Annotated in this window: 15 protein-coding genes, 1 tRNA gene and 1 pseudogene; 7 read left to right on the top strand and 10 right to left on the bottom strand. The window is 59.8% G+C overall.

The annotated features are described in order from the left end of the window. Nucleotides 1-62: 62 nt before the first annotated feature. The gene (locus IVB54_RS01515; protein WP_247777035.1) at nt 63-1,340 is read right to left on the bottom strand and encodes an ATP-binding domain-containing protein; all 1,278 of its coding nucleotides are present in this window, start codon (nt 1,338-1,340) and stop codon (nt 63-65) included. 108 nt (nt 1,341-1,448) lie between these two features. Between IVB54_RS01515 and istA the strand changes: the two are divergent. Together istA and istB are read left to right on the top strand one after the other, a co-directional pair. Further along, nucleotides 1,449-2,939: pseudogene (istA, locus tag IVB54_RS01510) on the top strand (IS21 family transposase); the annotation flags it as partial. A gap of 8 nt (nt 2,940-2,947) precedes the next feature. Then, a complete protein-coding gene (istB, locus tag IVB54_RS01505; RefSeq protein ID WP_346658833.1) occupies nt 2,948-3,811 on the top strand; it encodes an IS21-like element helper ATPase IstB in 864 nt (287 codons plus the stop codon). Between the two features lie 106 nt (nt 3,812-3,917). Here the strand turns inward: istB and IVB54_RS01500 are convergent, their stop codons facing one another. After that, nucleotides 3,918-4,127, bottom strand: coding sequence for a helix-turn-helix domain-containing protein (locus IVB54_RS01500; protein ID WP_231189685.1), 210 nt, complete (start codon nt 4,125-4,127; stop codon nt 3,918-3,920). Nucleotides 4,128-4,216: 89 nt separating this feature from the next. Next, entirely contained in the window at nt 4,217-5,293 is a 1,077-nt protein-coding gene (locus IVB54_RS01495; protein ID WP_247777034.1) for a hypothetical protein, read from the bottom strand. 361 nt (nt 5,294-5,654) lie between these two features. On the opposite strand from IVB54_RS01495, the gene IVB54_RS01490 reads away from it, so the two are divergent. Genes IVB54_RS01490 through IVB54_RS01480 form a run of 3 tightly spaced genes read left to right on the top strand, consistent with a single transcriptional unit; the run spans nt 5,655 to nt 7,857 of the window. Beyond that, on the top strand, nt 5,655-6,101 hold the full coding sequence (locus IVB54_RS01490; protein ID WP_247456993.1) for a DUF2924 domain-containing protein: 447 nt from the start codon (nt 5,655-5,657) through the stop codon (nt 6,099-6,101). Next, nucleotides 6,098-7,435, top strand: a complete 1,338-nt coding sequence (locus IVB54_RS01485; protein ID WP_247777033.1) for a recombinase family protein — start codon at nt 6,098-6,100, stop codon at nt 7,433-7,435. Before IVB54_RS01490 ends, IVB54_RS01485 begins: the two co-directional genes overlap by 4 nt. Continuing rightward, nucleotides 7,432-7,857: a hypothetical protein gene (locus tag IVB54_RS01480; protein WP_231189657.1), complete on the top strand. Its 426-nt coding sequence runs from the start codon at nt 7,432-7,434 to the stop codon at nt 7,855-7,857. Before IVB54_RS01485 ends, IVB54_RS01480 begins: the two co-directional genes overlap by 4 nt. Nucleotides 7,858-8,090: 233 nt before the next feature. Here the strand turns inward: IVB54_RS01480 and IVB54_RS01475 are convergent, their stop codons facing one another. The 3 genes from IVB54_RS01475 to IVB54_RS01465 form a co-directional block, all read right to left on the bottom strand. Continuing rightward, nucleotides 8,091-8,858, bottom strand: coding sequence for a hypothetical protein (locus IVB54_RS01475; protein ID WP_247777032.1), 768 nt, complete (start codon nt 8,856-8,858; stop codon nt 8,091-8,093). A gap of 393 nt (nt 8,859-9,251) precedes the next feature. Further along, the gene (locus IVB54_RS01470; protein ID WP_247777031.1) at nt 9,252-10,304 is read right to left on the bottom strand and encodes a DUF2971 domain-containing protein; all 1,053 of its coding nucleotides are present in this window, start codon (nt 10,302-10,304) and stop codon (nt 9,252-9,254) included. A 561-nt stretch (nt 10,305-10,865) separates the two neighbouring features. Continuing rightward, nucleotides 10,866-10,955, bottom strand: a tRNA-Ser gene (locus IVB54_RS01465). 196 nt (nt 10,956-11,151) lie between these two features. On the opposite strand from IVB54_RS01465, the gene IVB54_RS01460 reads away from it, so the two are divergent. Continuing rightward, complete coding sequence (locus tag IVB54_RS01460; RefSeq protein WP_018452861.1) at nt 11,152-11,493, top strand: hypothetical protein; 342 nt, start codon at nt 11,152-11,154, stop codon at nt 11,491-11,493. Between the two features lie 51 nt (nt 11,494-11,544). Here IVB54_RS01460 and IVB54_RS01455 read toward each other — a convergent pair whose 3' ends face one another. The 3 genes from IVB54_RS01455 to IVB54_RS01445 all read right to left on the bottom strand — a co-directional run bounded on the left by IVB54_RS01455 (nt 11,545) and on the right by IVB54_RS01445 (nt 15,559). Next, complete coding sequence (locus IVB54_RS01455) at nt 11,545-13,008, bottom strand: trehalose-6-phosphate synthase (RefSeq protein ID WP_018452860.1); 1,464 nt, start codon at nt 13,006-13,008, stop codon at nt 11,545-11,547. Between the two features lie 238 nt (nt 13,009-13,246). Beyond that, complete coding sequence (gene otsB, locus IVB54_RS01450; RefSeq protein ID WP_018452859.1) at nt 13,247-14,068, bottom strand: trehalose-phosphatase; 822 nt, start codon at nt 14,066-14,068, stop codon at nt 13,247-13,249. Nucleotides 14,069-14,071: 3 nt separating this feature from the next. Further along, nucleotides 14,072-15,559, bottom strand: coding sequence for an MFS transporter (locus tag IVB54_RS01445; RefSeq protein WP_026232409.1), 1,488 nt, complete (start codon nt 15,557-15,559; stop codon nt 14,072-14,074). A 182-nt stretch (nt 15,560-15,741) separates the two neighbouring features. Here IVB54_RS01445 and IVB54_RS01440 point away from each other — a divergent pair, with 182 nt between their 5' ends. After that, nucleotides 15,742-16,080, top strand: coding sequence for a DUF3175 domain-containing protein (locus tag IVB54_RS01440; RefSeq protein ID WP_018452857.1), 339 nt, complete (start codon nt 15,742-15,744; stop codon nt 16,078-16,080). Between the two features lie 177 nt (nt 16,081-16,257). On the opposite strand, the gene IVB54_RS01435 is transcribed toward IVB54_RS01440, so the two are convergent. Further along, nucleotides 16,258-18,291, bottom strand: coding sequence for a HAMP domain-containing methyl-accepting chemotaxis protein (locus tag IVB54_RS01435; RefSeq protein WP_247298112.1), 2,034 nt, complete (start codon nt 18,289-18,291; stop codon nt 16,258-16,260). Nucleotides 18,292-18,339 lie beyond the last annotated feature (48 nt).

The raw sequence follows: 18,339 nt of genomic DNA, 5'->3' as shown, positions 1-18,339 counted from the left end.
CAGCCCTGGCCGAGGCCCAACGAGCTCCTGATGCAAAAACTCAATAAGGTCGCTCCTGAGGGTCAATGCTTCCAGTCCTCCGAAAGGCGCTTCGCAACGAGGGCAGGCACAAGCTGCTTTGCTTTCTCAGAAAGCAGAAGAACAAGATGACTTCGGGCGCGGGACATTCCGACGTACAGCAGGGACCGCTGTTCCTCGCTGGATACCTCTGAGAAACCACACAGAACGATGATTGGACTTTCCATTCCTTTGAAGGCATGGACGGTCGCGAACTTGATTTGCTGTTTAGTTGCCTTGTTGGTATCGCGAATATCAACAATCTCAACAGCCAGCCTGCCATTCAATCTGGAGGCCACCGAGTTTTCAAAGCGATTTGGCGAGAGAACGATGATATCGGCTGGGTCTACGCCTTCGCTTAACAGCTTTGATAATACTGCTTCAAGGTGCTGTGTTTCTTCGGCCTGGCTTTTCCAGTATCTGTAATCGACGGCAAGCCCACTAACGTGGGCCAACCTGTACGGCAGCGAGTCGAAACCAGAGAGAAGGGCAGTCTCCTCGCCAATCTGTCGTGTATTTCTGCAATTGACTCTCAGGGGGACGATCGCAAACCTTGTTCCCACGTCGTATATTCTTGCCAAGGCTTCCTTCTGTCCCCCAAGGCCAGAATGGCTTTTATAGATTGCCTGCCGTTGAAAATCTCCGAGCATCAACCATCTGCCGCCAACAAGCGCCCCACGCAAAATAACACTGAAGAGCTTTAGATTGACGTCCGAAATAAGATCCTGTGCTTCGTCAACGATCAACGAGTCAAATTCAATTCCAAGTTCCGCAATCGCGAATTCTCCGTAGAGCGGGAAAAGTTCTGAAAATATTTTGGACGGCTCCGCACCTGTCTGTCGACTTTCGAACTCTGCCGCATAGGTTGATCTGCTGATTAGCGAATGCAGGTAGCCATGGTACGTTTTGCACTCGACTTTCTCAATTGAGGTTCGCCTGACTTCCTGCTGCATCCAATCGGCGAGCAATTTATTGTAGCATAGAAGCAGCACAGAACGTCCGGCCCGGGATTCTCTTCTGGCGTGCTCAAGTGCTAACAAAGTTTTTCCAGTCCCCGCAGCACCAGTCACCACTGCCCGATCATTTACGTCAGCGACATCGAGATAGTCGTATTGCTCTTCAGTGAGCGAGACTATTTGTTCTTCTGTCGCCCTGATTGAGCTTGACCGGGAAATCACCCTTTCGAAATTTGGCCTCAAAAACCGCTTTATCTTTGCCATCGTCTCAACCGAAACATTCTCATGACTGACCCTCGACGCTAGCTTCTCGCGGGTCTTTGTCATTCGGCCTGCAATATTGACCCCCTAAGCCGGGGGATCGGCGTCCAAAATTGACCCCCTACAGGTTGGTCTGTTGCGCTGCCTGCTTCGTCATGAAGCAGGTGGTCGGGGATGCTGATCGTGGAGACAATCGCCCGGATACGGCGCGAGCACTTCATCAAGGGCAAGACGATCAAGGAGATCGCCCGTGACCTGAAGGTGTCGCGGAACACAGTCCGGAAGGTGCTGAGATCGGGAGAGACCTCATTCGAGTACGAGCGTGTTGTCCAGCCGCGGCCGAAGCTGGGACGATGGGCAGCAGAACTCGACGGGTTGTTGTCAGGGAACGCGGGCAAGTCCGCTCGCGAGCAACTGACATTGATCCGGATGTTCGAGGAGCTGCGTGAGCGCGGCTATGACGGCGGTTACGACGCCGTGCGGCGCTACGCCAGGCGATGGAGCAAGGAGCGCGGACAATCCACGGCCGCTGCCTACGTCCCGCTTAGCTTTGCGCCCGGAGAAGCTTACCAGTTTGACTGGAGCCACGAGGTCGTCCTGCTCAATGGCGTGACGGTGATGGTGAAGGCCGCCCATGTCCGGCTCTGCCACAGCCGGATGCTGTTCGTGCGTTGCTATCCGCGCGAGACACAGGAGATGGTGTTCGACGCCCACGACCGGGCGTTCGCCCTGTTCAAGGGCACCTGCGTGCGCGGCATCTACGACAACATGAAGACGGCGGTGGAGACGATCTTCGTCGGCAAAGGGCGTCTCTACAATCGCCGCTTCATGCAGATGTGCAGCCACTACCTGGTCGATCCGGTTGCCTGCACGCCAGCGTCGGGTTGGGAGAAGGGCCAGGTCGAGAACCAGGTTGGGCTTGTCCGGGAGCGCTTCTTCACGCCGCGGCTGCGGTTCAAAACCCTCGACGAGTTGAACGCGTGGCTGCTGGACAAGTGCATCGCCTACGCCAAGGCGCACCGGCATCCAGAACTGGCCGAACAGACGGTCTGGGAGGTGTTCGAAGCCGAGCGGCCGAAGCTCGTTCCCTATGCCGGCCGGTTCGACGGATTCCACGCGGTGCCGGCATCGGTCTCGACGACCTGTCTGGTGCGGTTCGACAACAATAAATACTCGGTCACGGCCAACGCTGTCGGGCGGCCTGTCGAGGTTCACGCCTACGCCGACCGCATTGTGATCCGTCAGGACGGACGCATCGTTGCCGAGCATGCTCGCTCGTTCGGCCGCGGCGAGACGACCTATGATCCCTGGCATTACGTGCCGGTACTGGCTCGCAAACCCGGTGCCTTGCGCAACGGCGCTCCCTTCAAGGACTGGGTGCTTCCGGCTGCGATCGAACGTGTGCGGCGTAAGCTTACCAGTGCCGACGATGGCAACCGGCAGATGGTCGATATCCTCAACGCGGTTCTGACCGACGGCTTGCCGGCCGTCGAAGCAGCCTGCGCCGAGGCGATCGCTCACGGCGTTCATTCCGCCGATGTCGTGCTCAACATCCTGGCCCGCCAGCGTGATCCTGCGCCGCCAGCCAACATTCTCACCCCGGCCGCACTGACATTGCGCCACGCCCCGATCGCCGACTGTGCCCGTTACGACAACCTCAGGAGAACCATCTGATGGAACGTACTCAACTCTTCGACCTCATGGGCGAGCTCAAACTCTACGGCATGAAGGCTGCCTTCGACGAGATCATGGCGACCGCTGTCAAACGCCAGCACGAACCCCAGCGCATTGTCGGCGACCTGCTCAACGCCGAGATCAACGAGAAGCAGGCCCGCTCGATTAAGTACCAGCTCACCATCGCCAAGCTGCCGCTGGCCAAGGATCTCGAGGACTTCCAGTTCGAAGGCACACCCATCAACCAGACGCTGGTCAATGATCTCGCCGGCGGCGGCTTCATCGCCCAGCAACGTAACGCCGTGCTGATCGGCGGTACCGGCACCGGCAAAACACATATGGCCATCGCAATCGCCAGAAGCTGCATCCGATCCGGTGCCCGCGGCCGCTTCTACAACGTGGTCGACCTCGTCAACCGTCTGGAGATCGAGACCCGCAATGGACGGCAAGGTCGGATTGCCGAGCATTTGACCCGGATGGACTTCATCGTCCTCGACGAACTCGGTTATCTACCGTTCGCCCAATCCGGCGGCCAGCTCCTGTTCCACCTCGTCAGCCGGCTCTACGAGCGCACGTCCATCGTCGTCACCACCAATCTCGCGTTCGGTGAATGGCCCAGCGTCTTCGGCGACGCCAAAATGACCACCGCGCTTCTAGATCGCCTGACCCACCATTGCGACATCGTCGAGACCGGCAACGACAGCTGGCGCTTCAAAAGCCGCGACGACGATCACGCAACCCGCGCTCGCACCGTCTCCGCAACCCCGACCAGCTCCGACGGTGCGAGCGCTACCGCCAAAACCCGCCGCTCGAAGGGGTCAAAATTGGACGCCGATACGGGGTCAAATTTGAACGCCGATTGACACCTCAGATTTCGGGCGCGCATCTAGTCGCAAACAAACGTGAGCCATGCGTACAATCCATAGATGTCTCGAAGACGAACAGGCGACCGGGCGACCTCATCGCGAATCAGCGCGCAGACGTGACGGTGTTCACTTCGATCCAAGCGAGAAGATCGCGTCGGCGGTATCGAATGGCTCGCCCGACGCGAACATAGGCAGGTCCCGCGCCTCGGCAACGCCACGCCTGCAGCGTCCTAATAGAAATTTTTAGAAAATCCGCAGCTTGCACCTCGGCAATCAGGGCATCGGGATCAATGGGGCTCTGAGCGGCTAGCATCGGTATCATCCACTATCGGTTTCGATAGCGACGAAACTGACGGCAATTGTAGTTTGGAAATAGATGCCACGAATTATTGGTGCGGGGATTTATGGCTGCAGGGATTTAATGGGACGTCCCGGCGAGGACCACTTTTCCGCCGGAGCTTGATTGATCGCATCGGTCCAAACTCGATCAAACATGCGGCTGCTGAGTGATCCCCGCCATTTGTCAAGGGCTTGCTTCCGATACGCTTCTTTCGGAGCAGGTCTCTGATCGGGGCTCTGACGCATCTCCTCGATAAGCCATTTCCTGCAAGCATCTCTGCTGGTCGTCTTGGACGTGGGCACCACCGCGGTATTGGACGTAGTCACCACTGCGGAGGGGCCCATGAACTGGTCTGACATGTGGCCTGAGATGTCGGGGTCGGTTACGGTGGGAGCTAAGTAAATCGCACGCCACCGCCCGAGAAGTCTGCTCGTTCGGTGGACGGGATCGGAGCCGTCATTCCACTGCACAAGATCTCCGGCTTTGGCGTCGAGCAGGAAATCGTGATGTGACCAAATGGTTGGCAGTATCTCCTGGTTGTCGCCTCTTACCGGATCACCCCGGGCACGCAATTTTCCACTTTGAAGCAGCTTGAGCAGTGTACCGAAACGAAGTCGCAGCACATGCCGAAATTTTCGAACCTCGTCCGGAGTGTCTCGGCTCATCAACCGGCCTAATTCACTTTCGGTCCACTCATAAGAATCGTTCTCGTCCAAAATTCCGTCATTCACGGGCCATTCGGCCGCGCCGCGGGGCTGCCAGTTACCTTCGAGAACACGCACGGTGTCGGGATCAGCCCGAATGGCCTCAATACTGAGTTGCCGCACTTCGGGGTCGTCGAGAACATAGTTCTGAAAGATGTCTCTCAATGCACTGCCGCTGATGAGCGCACAAACGTCGGGTGAATGCAAAATTGGAAAAATGAGAACTTTCGAAAGTCGCTTTTCGTCATCAAGCCAGTCATCGCCGAAATCGGAACTCAACAGTCTGCTCCACCGACCGGTTTCACCGCAGTTGTAAGCAACCAGCTTCCCGGCGGCCAACAGCGAAACGATTTCCGGACGCCCATTGGTCGAATTTGTCACCCGCCTGATCGCTTCATCCAGCGTCCATCCGTGACTCTGCAGTCCGTGCGTCATATCTGCTGGCCGAATCATTCGGTCTATTTTCACACTTTGAGCACTTCGTGGCCGGGTCGCTCGCCGTTTTTGCACAGTGTTAGTGGCTCGACGGACCTCCACCATTTGCGCCTGAGCCCGTTTGTCTTCGGCGAGCGATGCTGGCGCTAGATTTTAGGATTTCTGCCGAACAGGTTGGACACCAACATGATCAGCCAAACCCCAGACCACATCGTAGAAATTGCCCAGGTGCTCGCAACCGCCCTCTTGCGCCTTGAAGGCCGGAAGTCCAGTCGAAAACCCACCGATTGCGGAGAAAGTTCGCTTCACTTCTCCCCCGACCAGAGCGGTGGTGTCCTCCCTACTCCCCCTGAGGCTCTTCATGACTGATCCCGTTCTAGCCCAATTGGCCGCCCTCAAGAATGCGCCCGCGTCCGCCCTGAAGGCGAAATGGCGCACATTGTTCGACACAGAGCCGCCACCCTATAACCGGCGCTTCCTGGAGAGCCGGCTGGCCTACCGCATTCAAGAACTGGCCTATGGCGGACTGAAAAAGGAAACCGTCGAGCGGCTTCGGGTGCTTTCAAAGCAATATGACGGCAAGCCAGGCGAGAGGCCGAGCGGGCGGAGTCTACGCCTGCCGATCGCCGGGACCCGTCTGATCCGGGAGTGGCAGGGAATCGGGCATTCGGTCACCGTCCGCGCTGACGATTTTGAGTACCAGGGACGCCCCTACAGGTCCCTCTCCGCCATTGCCCGGGAGATCACAGGCGTTCGCTGGAACGGCTGGGTGTTCTTCGGGCTAAAGAACCACCGCGGTGCTGCATGACCAGAAAGCCACAGCCCGCTACGCCGGCGCCGCTGCAAAAGCTCCGGTGCGCCGTCTACACCCGCAAGTCCAGCGAAGAAGGTCTCGAGATGGAGTTCAACTCGCTTGAGGCCCAGCGGGCCTCTTGTGAGGCTTACGTGTCCAGCCAGCGCGCCGAGGGCTGGCTCCTCGTGCCCGACCGATATGACGACGGCGGGTTCTCCGGTGGCACCCTGGACCGGCCTGCGCTGAAGCGACTGCTCGCGGATATCGAGGCCGGCAAGATCGACATCGTCGTAGTCTACAAGATCGATCGGCTGTCACGCTCACTGATGGATTTTTCCCGGCTGGTCGAGGTCTTCGATCAGCACAAGGTCACGTTTGTTTCAGTGACGCAGTCCTTCAATACCACCACGTCGATGGGCCGTCTGACGCTAAACATTCTGCTATCCTTTGCGCAATTCGAGCGCGAGGTAATTGGCGAGCGCATCCGGGACAAATTCGCCGCATCCCGTAAGCGAGGCATGTGGATGGGCGGGTGGGCTCCGCTGGGCTACGAGGTCAAAGACCGCAAGCTGATCGTCAATGACAAGGATGCCAAGCTCGTGCGCTCGATCTTCGACCGCTTCCTGAAGGTAGGGTCGGCCACCACGTTAGCGCAGCAGTTAGTCGCAGAAAACATCCGCAACAAATACGGCAAGCTGATCGACAAGGGCATGCTCTATAAGATGCTCAATAACCCCGTCTATGTCGGTTTGGCCCTGCACAAGGGCGTCTCATACGCCGGTGAGCACAGCGGCATCATCGATCGCAAGATCTGGGACAAGGTACAGGCAAAATTTCAGGAAAACCCTCGCAAACGAGCTGCTGGTACAAGGACACAGACGCCCGCCCTGCTGAAGGGGATCATCTTCGGTCCCACTGGCGTCGCGATGTCGCCGACGCATACGCGTAAGAATGGCAAGCTCTATCGCTATTATCTGAGCCAGGCCGTCTTAAAGCAGGGCGCCAGCGATTGTCCCGTCGCACGCGTTCCCGCCGCTGAGGTCGAGAGGATCGTGATCGATCAGGTCCGCCTTCTCCTTCTCTCCCCCGAAATCATCGTCCAGACTTGGCGCAGCGCTCGCAAATCCATAAAGGGCCTGACCGAGTCTGACGTCCGCAACTCGCTGCTGGCCTTCGAACCGCTCTGGAATGAACTCTTTCCTGCTGAACAGTCTCGTATCATTGAACTCCTCGTCGAGCGGGTTGATATCCGGCCCGACCGCGTTGATATCAAGCTCCGGATCGCGGGCGTGACATCACTGATCGGCGAGCTAGCCGGCAATTCCGCCACCCAGCAGGATGCCGCATGACGACCAGCCATCGAGCCAGCAAAGCCCTCATCAGCCAGGATGGGCGCACCGCGATGGTCAGCATTGCGGTGAGTTTTCTTCAGCGGGCCGGTCGCAAGCAGATCCTGTCTCCTTCGGGAGCGGCTCCCTGGTCGCCCGCCCCACGTGTGGACAGCGCGCTAGTCAAGGCAGTCGTCCGCGCGCACCGGTGGCGCCAAATGATCGAGAGCGGCAAATACGCCTCGTCCGCAGAACTGGCCAAAGCGGAGAAGGTCAACGATTCTTATCTGAGCCGCATTTTGCGATTAACCCTGCTCGCGCCAGACGTCATCGAGGCGATCCTGACTGGACGCCAACCCACCACGCTTCAACTTGATGAGTTGCTTAAACCTCTGCCCGCGGCGTGGAGCCAACAGCGCTCCAAGCTACGCATTCCGCAGTAGCCGGTCGCAAAAGCCGTGAGACCGCGATTCGCTTATCCATGGCTATGGAATTTCGCCGGCTATTTCTGCACAAAACCGACGCGCTCCCGCCCCTCGATAGGATAAAACCTAACTGGCTCGCTCACATACCGCGTCGCCGGGTTGGCGCTACAGGGCGTGACAACGCAATTTGCTCTACTTGCGCTTGGCGTTGGAAAACCACAGCGCCCTCAGATCTTCGTTGAATCTCCAACCTATTCAAAAGCGTGCCACACCAAGGACCACACTTCTTTCGTCACGGGTGAATTCACCTGCTGATCAGACCAATAAGTCATGTACTCGTCTGTGAAGTGCTCGTACATGACCGAGTGAGGCCATATCTCACATCCACTCCTAACCAACTCGGACAGCGCGTTTTCATCCGAAGGCTCAAGCTTCATCGGCGGCCTGCTAGGGTGCTGTGGACAGTTCATCACCTTGAAAATTCGCTCGAATTCCGCACGAAAGTCGTGCGCAACGTCAGTTGACGATTTACCCAAACGACCGGATGCTATCTGAATCATGTGCGAGTGCAGATTGGAAAGCTGGATAAATTGCTTTACGACGCCAGATGTGCTGTTCGCTGCTCTGGCCAGATCGCCGGCTTCCGCGAACGGATAGTTCATCGGCATATTGTACGAATAATACTCCCGCATGAATTTGAGGTCTTCCACGATTTTTCTTACATCGTAAGCGATAATGGGTTTCTTGCCGCTCGCGAACTCGCTTGAGAATACGTTTAAGCATTTGGAATGCGTCACCTCAGCGATCTTTTCCGCATGTTCGGCGGGATGAAGAAAAAGAACCGACCACATGCCGTGAAACGCCGCGTAGTACGACAGAAAATAGTAGGATTCCTGCAGGCCCGCTGTCCGGGCATGTTGCGCCGACGTGGCGTAGTGAGCTGCCGTGAAGGCAGCCTTTAACGATCGCCGCAAGCGCACGCACCAAATTGCGATATCCTCCGATTGCCACGTCAACATCAAATTCCGGTAACGGGCTATCCATCCGCTAAAGTAATTAGAGCAAGCTTCCGCGCTTCCGAGATTCACGTTGAGATGGAAAAACCTACTGGAATATTCGACATGACGTTCCAGGCCAACGTGGGGCCACGCTGTTAGATCATCCGAGCTCATATGGTATCGACTCCATATTGACTTCTGAGGTTTGCGCACCATCGGAAAACATCGTGAGCCAACCGACTAACGCGCGGTGTTCCGCTTCTTTGGTTAGGCTTGGCGTAGCCCACAATTACAAACACGATGGCCTTCAGAAGAGCAAACACCAGCACGCCTCCCGCCACTGACTAGTTCTATAGACGAACTTGTACCCGATCTAGCGTACATGCTCGAAGGGCGTCTATCTCGTCTTGGCTGCTACACTCTTGTATGTTCTTGTTCGTGACGATTGGTAAGACGGGCCGGCTGGCGAGCGACAGTCGTTGGGATGTAAGGCCCAGTTTCGTAACCATGATGGGCAAACCCAGCTTCTAGTCTTACCCGAGGCTTCGATATGGGATCCCTGAGCGTTCGATCGCAATTCCAGTTCTGAGTCAGCAGCTTACCAAGCGCTCTCACGTTCAGGTCCTGGTGGCCGGACGGGCCAACCATGATCCCTTCAATAGGAAGCAACGGAGGAACCGTGATCGAGCGTTGCGGGCTGGGTAGAGTGGCTTGCAATTCGGGTATCGCGAGTAGCCGCGGCCGAAGATCTTCCCAAACGTAGCTTAGATCGAAATAAGGCGCCAAAAAATCACGCCGCGGATGAAAGTGAAGCTTAGGAAGGGGATCGAGCAATGGCGGCATGAAGATCAATCGCCACTCCCGTTCTTCCTCGAATCCGGCAGCCTTCATCAACGGGGTTGCAAAGACCAAGGCAGCCACGGTCGCATCCGCTGCATTTGGGTTGGAATTGGACGATGCCAGTCCCGAATCCAATATCAGGTCGACAAAGGTTTCCTTCGTGGTATCGCTATACATGACAGGGTTGATACGCATGGTGGGGACATGCGCCACGATGCGAGAGAGATGCCCTGTGTCCAATGTTAGTGCTGCGCCGCGACCATCTTGTCCATAAGCGCGCCATTGACTCAGGATGTCTTGAGCCGGGCCTCCTGCCTTGTCCATGCACATGCAGAATATGTAAGCATCAAGCTCACTGGCTCGATTTTGATACTCCGCAAGAACCGTATCAAAGAATGGGTCAGGCAATCGACGCAGCAATCGCGCCGAAATAGTTTCCTTCGCCTGCGCGAGTTCACGTTGATCATTCGAATATTCGGCGTGGGAAAGACGGACATTGTCATATTCGATGATCTGTGCGGCGGTTCCGAGTGCCGTGAAATGATGAAGATGCCGGGGCAGCACAGGTAACAAGCCCCGCTTGTCAACTAACTCAGTAATGACCTCTTGAAGGATGTCTGAGGTCAAAGCTCTGGTCTGGTAACCGCCGATGTCCCAAGCGGCTGCGCGCCGATAGCCCCAAACCCTAGCATTGCCATTCCTTCCGATCGAATGGTCGCGCGCGGCCGGCCCGACGCGCGACCGTACCTATGCCGTACCTAACTGATCGGCAAGGCTACAAACTCTACCACCAAGGGTTTGAAAAAACTGGTGCCGCAAACAGCAGTCAAACCTATGCCCCGTCATTACGAATGATGGATCAGGCTGTCGGACGGTCTGGTCGGGCGGGAGGATCCGAACCTCGACATCGTGGATTGGGATCAGATGGTGAAATCGGACACTCGCCTATCCGAAAGAAGCGATCGAACCACTTTCCATCGACTTTCATGAGTTGCCTCGAAAGGTTCGAATTTCGAGAACCGTACGGAAGCTGCGGAGTCCAGAGGTTTGGAGAAAAGCGAGCCTTTCGGAGAAAAAATACGCCAGCTATACCGATCCGAAGCCTTGAGCTCCGATCAGAAATCGCTGTTTCTTTTGGGTTCAATTGCCAGCCAGTCCCCCCGGAGAATTACTTGGCTGCGATGAGGCTGGCGGAGAGAGTGGGATTCGAACCCACGGTACGGTTTCCCGCACACACGCTTTCCAAGCGTGCGCCTTAAGCCACTCGGCCATCTCTCCGGAGCGCACTCTCTTGAAGGGGCGCCGGTGATTTTGCAAGGGATCGCGGGGAAATCGGATGATTTTTCCGTAAGATATTGTACTTTATAGACAATATCAGGCGCCACGGCGACGCTTGGAACCGGCCGCCCGCTGAACCGGCGGCGGGTTTGCCGCGACGATTCACTCAAGACCGTCAAACACGTCCGGGGGCACCATGACCATCCGCAACACCATTGCCGCGCTGAGCCTGATTTGGGCCCTTGCCGCTGCCTTCGCGGGACCGGCCGCCGCCCAGGTCTGCACCCGGCACGGGGTTGATGTCAGCTGTGACGACGGACGGCGCGGGATGCTTTCGGGCGATGCCATCCTCTGGCCGGACGGCACGCGCTCGAGCGCGACGCCGCATCAAAGCGTCATCATCGGCCACAAGAGCTCAGTGCATGTCGGGCCCGGCGTGTTCGTCGGCCAGGGCAAGGGCATGGTGCCGCTCGACGATCCGAACGCGCCGAACAAGCGGCAGTGTGCGATTCTGGAGGGCGTGTCGTACTGCTATTGAGGCTGTCGTCTTCGCCCCTGCCCTCGCTGTAAAGAACGGGGGAGAAGAAGACTAGATCAACCGCACGCCTGAGATCGCCGACTTGAGCCAGCGCAGCGCTTGCGGCGGCTGGTTGGCGAGCGGCGCGACTGCAGCCTTCTCCGTCCGGCACTTCTCCAGTTCAGCGACGAAATCCGCCGACCATTGCTGGATGGTGTGGCCGCGCAGCTTCTTCATCATCGCATCCCAGCGCATCTTGCGCTCGGTGAGCGGCATCGCCGCCGCGACCGCGATCGCGCGCGCCATGCCGTCGATGTCATGCGGATTGACCAGCAGCGCGGCGTCGAGCTCGTTGGCCGCGCCGGCGAATTTCGACAGCACCAGCACGCCGGGATCAGCCGGATTTTGCGCAGCGACGTATTCCTTGGCGACAAGGTTCATGCCGTCGTGCAGCGGGGTCACCACGCCGATCTGCGCGGTGCGATAGAGGCCCGCGAGCACGGCCTGGCTAAAGCCCTTGTTGAGATAGCGGATCGGTGTCCAGTCGGCCTCGCCGTGGCGGCCGTTGACGTCGGACACGAGCCGCGCGACCTCGTTCTGCAAATTGCCATAGGCTTCGATGGCACCGCGCGAGGGATTTGCGATCTGTAGCAGCGAAATGCTGCGCGCAAAGTGCGGATGCTCGGTCCAGAGCCGATCGAACGCGCTGATGCGGTTGACGAGGCCCTTGGAATAGTCAAGCCGGTCGACGCCGATCGCGAGCCGCTCGCCGTTGAGACTGCGGCGCAGCCGCGACACGTCCGGATGCGACGCCGACTTCGCCGCGTATTGCGCGAACTTCTCGGCGTCGATGCCGATCGGAAACACCTCGCAGCGTGTTCGGCCATGCTGCGAGATCGCAACGCCGTCTTCGACGGCGAGGCCGAGTTCGCCCGCGACATAGCTGAGAAAATTCTGGCAATCGTCATTGGTCTGGAAGCCGATCAGGTCGTAGGCCAGCATCGCCGTGATCAGCTCACGATGATTGGGCACGCCCTGCATCACCGCGGCGACAGGCCATGGCGTATGGAGGAAGAAGCCGATCGGATCGTCGACGCCGAGATCCCGCAGCTCCGCACCGAGCGCGAGGAAATGATAATCCTGCACCCAGAACGCGGTTTGCGCTTTCCGGAAGCGCATCAAGGCGCGCGCCATGAAGGCGTTGACCTCGCGATAGCTGACATAGTCGTCGCGCGAGACGCGGATCAGATCGCTGCGCGAGTGCAGCGCCGGCCACAGCGCCGAATTGGCAAAGCCCTCGTAATAGCCGCCATAGTGCGCCGCCGGCAGGTCCAGCGTCGCAATCGCGCCCGAACCCAGTGCTTCGATCTCGGCAAACGGCTCCTTCTGATGACCGTCACGCACACGGCCCGAGGAACCCACCCAGATCGCGCCCGAATGTTCCACAACGGGTAGCAAGGCCGCCGCGAGACCGCCCGTCATGGGCTCATTGGGCTTGCCGCGCGCGACGCGATTCGAAACGACGACTAAGTTCACAGGTCGTCCCCTCCTGTTTCATTCCACCCCATTTAACTGCCGTTCATCAATATGGTTCCTGATCATCCTTTGCACCAATTGAAACCAAAATCGGGCGTGCGCGTTGGAACCGGTTTACCTCCAGGCAACCTGACGATTTCGCTACACAAAGCCGGATTTGGAACCGTGGCGCGCGCAGCATGAAGCGACGCGCTGGAGGAATTACGCACGCGATATGTGGCTCCGAGATGTCGGTGCCTTATTCCAACCTTGAGTCGTCGAGCAGCCGCGCAAGGAACGTGCGCACATCGTTCGGGGCGTCGAAGTGCCCGTTGACCCCCATAGCGCGGCGACCAACCGAAAAGGCGAGCCCATTCATGTCGGGCATGATCGCGAACACGGTTTCGTCGGTGACGTCATCACCGATGAAGATCGGACGGCGCCCCTTGAAAGGCTCGTGCTTCATCAACTCGCGCACGCCGGTCGCCTTGGTAAAACCGGAATGCTTGATCTCGCAAACGAACTTTCCGGGCAGCACCTCGATCGGCGCATTGGGCAGGTCGGCGCGGATCAGCGAAACGGCTTCGTAGATCGCTTTCTCCGCATGCGGCGCAAGGCGGTAGTGCAGCGCCAGCGAATAGCCCTTGTCTTCGAGCAGAATGCCGGGACTGAGCTTGGCCACCGCCGCGAGCCGCCGCTTCAGCTCCTTATCCAGCGGCGGCGCGCTGACGGCATCGGCTTCGTTGTCAATGGAAAGCCGCATCTCGGCGCCGTGGCCGGCGACGGCGCGAAAGACATCGGGCGCGAAGATCAGGTCGATGTCGTTGAGCGAACGCCCGCTGACCATCGCCAGCGCGCCCGACGTGCGCTCCGTCAGCCGGTTCAGCGTTTCCGACAGGCCTGGCGGCACCCACACCTCACGCGGCGTCGGCATCAGGTCGAGCAGTGTCCCGTCGATGTCGAGCAGGATCGCTGTTTCATTGAGATGCGGCACGAGTGCGTGGGGCACCGGCACCGCATCGGGCGCTTCATCGTCGACCATGGTGCGCTTTAGATCCAATTCAGCCAGTTCCGATTTCATAGTCTACTCCATGGACGCAAGCGGCCGCGCGATTTCTTCGAGCGATCTGCGTTCCGCCGAGATGGCATAGCGCCACGCCACGATCGCGGCCGCGATCATCAGGAACGCCCCCAGCAAATAGCCTGCGAACACGCTCGTGCGTGATCCCGTGTCGATCAGCGCCCCGAACAATGCGGGGCCGATCACGCCGCCGATGCCGGTGCCCACCGCATAGAACACCGCGATCGCGAGCGCGCGGACTTCCAAGGGAAAAGTCTCGCTGACGGTGAGATAGGCGGCGCTCGCGGCGGGCGAGGCAAAGAAGAAGATCACCATCCAGGCGATGGTCTGCCCTTGCGCGCTCAAGGCGCCGATCGAGAACAGATAACCCGACAGCGCCAGCAACACGCCCGACGCGCCGTAGGTGAACATGATCATGGTCCGGCGGCCGAGCGTATCGAACAGGCGGCCGAGCAGCAGCGGACCAAGGAAATTGCCGGCGGCGAAGGGAAGCAGATACCAGCCGACATGATCGGCGCTGATCCCGTAAAAATCGGTCAACACCAGCGCAAAGGTGAAGAAGATGGCGTTGTAGAAGAAGGCCTGCGCGATCATCAGCACGAGGCCGACCATCGCGCGCTGGCGATAGACCGAGAACAGCGTGTGCACCACCTCGCGGATCGGCGTGTGAGTCCGCATTTTCAGGCGGATCCTGGCGAAACGCGCGTGGCTCGTCTCCTGGCCGTGTCCGAGCACCGAGCGCTCGACCTCGTCGACGATCGCGTGGGCCTGGTCGGGACGGCCGTGGATCATCAGCCAGCGCGGACTCTCCGGAATCCACATCCGCATCAAGAGCACGACGAGGCCGATGGCCGCGCCGATGAGATAAGCGAGGCGCCAGCCGAGATCGGGGCCGATCACCGCGGGATCGAGCAGCACGATGGCCGCCACGGCGCCCATGGCGGCACCGATCCAGAAGCTGCCGTTGATGACGAGATCGGTCCAGCCGCGATAGCGCGCCGGCACCAGTTCCTGGATGGTCGAATTGATCGCAGTATATTCGCCGCCGATGCCGGCGCCGGTGAGGAAGCGAAACAGCGCGTAGCTCGCGACATTCCATGACAGAGCGGTCGCGGCCGTCGCCGAGAGATAGAGCGCGAGCGTGATGAAGAACAGCTTCTTGCGACCGATGCGATCGGTCAGCCAGCCGAAGCCGAGCGCGCCGAGCACCGCGCCCGCGAGATAGGCGGAATTGGCAATGCCGAGATCGAGATTGGAGAAATGCAGGGAGGGGCTTTGCTTCAGCGCGCCGGAGAGCGCGCCGGCCAAGGTCACCTCGAGGCCATCCAGAATCCAGGTGATGCCGAGCGCAAGCACGACGCGGGTGTGAAATCCGCTCCACGGCAGCGCGTCAAGCCGTGCAGGAATGCTGGTTTCGATGATGCGATCGGCCGCGGCCACCGTGGAGACCACAGGTCCATCGTTCGGCGCTGGGCTTCGCTGCAATTCCATCGCGTTGTTGCATCTGACCAATGGACATGGCCCCGGTTCACATGGCGTGGATGGGGGCGATCCGATCAAGGGGGTGCGGCATTCCGCCTGCCACCTGCGACAACGTCTGCGGCAGGGGCGGGTTCCAGCAGGAACGACCGCTGACGGCGCTGGTTTTCGGTGGAGCCGCAAGGAGTTGACGCATGGCTCATGCCAGAAAGACGACACATTCTCGCAAAACATCGGCGCGCAAGAGCACCAGACGCGCCGCACCGAAGCGCTGGTCACAGCGCGTGACGAAAGAGAGCGACGCGCTCGACCTCAAACAAGGCGTGTTCAAGCTGACCAGTGCGAAGGAGATCGCGGCTTCGTTGAAGCGCTCGGCCGAGCACAGCGCGCGTCGCAAGACCGGCGCCTACCGCTCGGCGCTGTCGATGCTGACGTTCTACATCAACCGCGCCGGCAAGACGCTGCCGCAGACGCAGCGCACGCGGCTGGAGCGGGCAAAGGTGGAGCTGAAGCGGGCGTTCGGGAGGGAGTGAGCGCCAGGTCGTCCTGGACAAGCGCAGCGCCGATCCAGGACCTATTACCCCAGGGAGCGGTTTGGCGATGACTCGGAGTTGGCAGTTCGCCCGGCAACTCCGCCTTGGGTAATGGGTCCTGGATCGGCGCTGCGCTTGTCCAGGACGACGGCGGAGGCGTGGCGCGAAGGTCGAGCGCTACGCCGCCCGGATATTCCCCATGAAGCGGTCGAGCTCGGCGCGCAGGCGGGTGCTTTCGGACGACAGCGTCTTGGCCGAATGCAGCACCTCTTCCGAGGCCGAGCCGGTTTCGGCGGCGCCGCGGTTGACCTGGCCGATGTCGGTGGCCGCGGTCTGGGTGCCCTGCGCGACGGTCTGGACGCTGCGCGCGATTTCCTGCGTCGCGGCGCCTTGCTGCTCCACCGCGCTCGCAATCGAGGTCGAGATCGACGAGATCTGGCCGATGGTGGCGCCGATCTCCTTGATCGCCGCAACCGACTCGGCCGTGGCGCCTTGCATGCCCGTGATGTGCGAGGAGATCTCGTCGGTGGCCTTCGCGGTCTGGCTCGCGAGCGACTTCACTTCGCTGGCGACCACTGCAAAGCCGCGGCCGGCTTCGCCGGCGCGTGCCGCCTCGATGGTCGCGTTCAGCGCCAGAAGATTGGTCTGCTCGGCGATCGCCGTGATGAGCTTGACGACTTCGCCGATCTGCTGGGCGGCATGCGAGAGCTTGCCGATGCGATTATCGGTCTCCTTTGCCTGCACCACGGCAGCTTCGGCAATGCGGCTGGAATCGCGGACCTGACGGCCGATCTCCTCGACCGAGGCCGAGAGCTCTTCGGTCGCGGTCGCGACCGACTGCATGTTGCTGGAGGCCTGCTCGGAGACGTCGGCGACCTGGCTCGACAGGCTCTGCGTGGTCTCGGCGGTGCGGGTCAGCGTCGAGGCCGCCGATTCCAGCTGCACGGCGGAAGCCGAGACGTTGGAGACGATGGCACCAACCGCGCTCTCGAAATCATCGGCGAAACGAATCAGCTCGGAACGACGGCTTGCGGCCTGCTCCCTGTTCTGAAGTTCGTTGGCGGCGGCATCGCGCTCGGCCTTGGCCACGGCCTGCACCTTGAATTCTTCGACCGCGCCGGCCATCTCGCCGATCTCGTCCCTGCGGCCGAGGCCCGGCAGCACGACGTCGAAATTGCCCGCGGCAAGCTCGCGCATCGCCTTGCACATCGCGATCATCGGACGCGAAATGCCATTGCCCAGCATCAGGGCGAGCGCAGCGCCGACGGCAAGGCCGCCCAGCGCCATCATCAGCATCAGCCGCTCGGTCTCGCCGATGGTGGCATTGGCGTTGACCTCGATGCGCTGCTGATCCGCCGTCAGCTCCGATCGCAGCTCACCCGAGAGCTTGAGAATGGACGCGGCTGTCTTGGTCATCTCGCCGTTCAGCTTGACGATGACCTTCACGTTCTCGGTGAGCTTTGAAAAAGAGGCGCGGTACTGCTTGAGGAGATTGCTGATCTCGGTGACGCGGTCGGTGATCTTCTGGTCGTTGGCATAGATCGAGACCAGCAGGGTCTCCAGGAATTTGATGCGGGCGGTCACGCCGTCGGCGGTCTTCGGCTCCGGCTTGGCGACGAAGGCGCTGACCGAGGTGGAGACCGCCAGATATTGCGATGTGATATCCTTGGCCGTACCCTGAACCGAGTTCAGGCCCGCCAATGCCGCGGTATCGGCAAGATCGTCGAACTTGAACCGGATCTTGTTGCCGACGCTGTTGAGCTCCTCGGTCGCGATCTTGCCGTTCTCGCGCGTCAACGTGATGATCTCGCCGAACACCTTGGTGAAGCTCTTGAAGTCGGCCTCGAGCCTGCCGACCTGCTCGCGGCGGGCTGCGCCCGTGGTGGCCGCCGCCGACTTGGCGATCGCGGCCCTCAAATTCTCTTCAGCTGCTTTGGCTGCGGTCTCATCATCCGCCGCGCCGGTCAGCGTGTAGGCCCGCGCCAAGCCCTGGTAAGCGATCAGCTCGCGATCGACCGTCCGCGCAAGGTCCGCTTCGGCGACGCTGGAGCGGTAGGAGGCCACGGCGGCCTGAATCCGCTCGAAGCCGAAATACGCGAAAGCCATGCTGACGGCGAGGATGGCGAGCACCGCCACGAAGCCGAGGATGATTTTTGCGCGAAAACGCAAGGTGAGCAGCTTCGATCTGGTCGGCTTCGACTTGACGGGCATTCCCCACCCCATTCCATTCGCGGAAAACCAGGCGCAGCCCGGAAGCAG

The organism is Bradyrhizobium sp. CW1 (assembly GCF_023100665.1).
Lineage (GTDB): Bacteria > Pseudomonadota > Alphaproteobacteria > Rhizobiales > Xanthobacteraceae > Bradyrhizobium > Bradyrhizobium canariense_D.
Note: the sequence above shows the minus strand (reverse complement) of the source record. Positions and strands in the feature narration are given on the sequence as shown.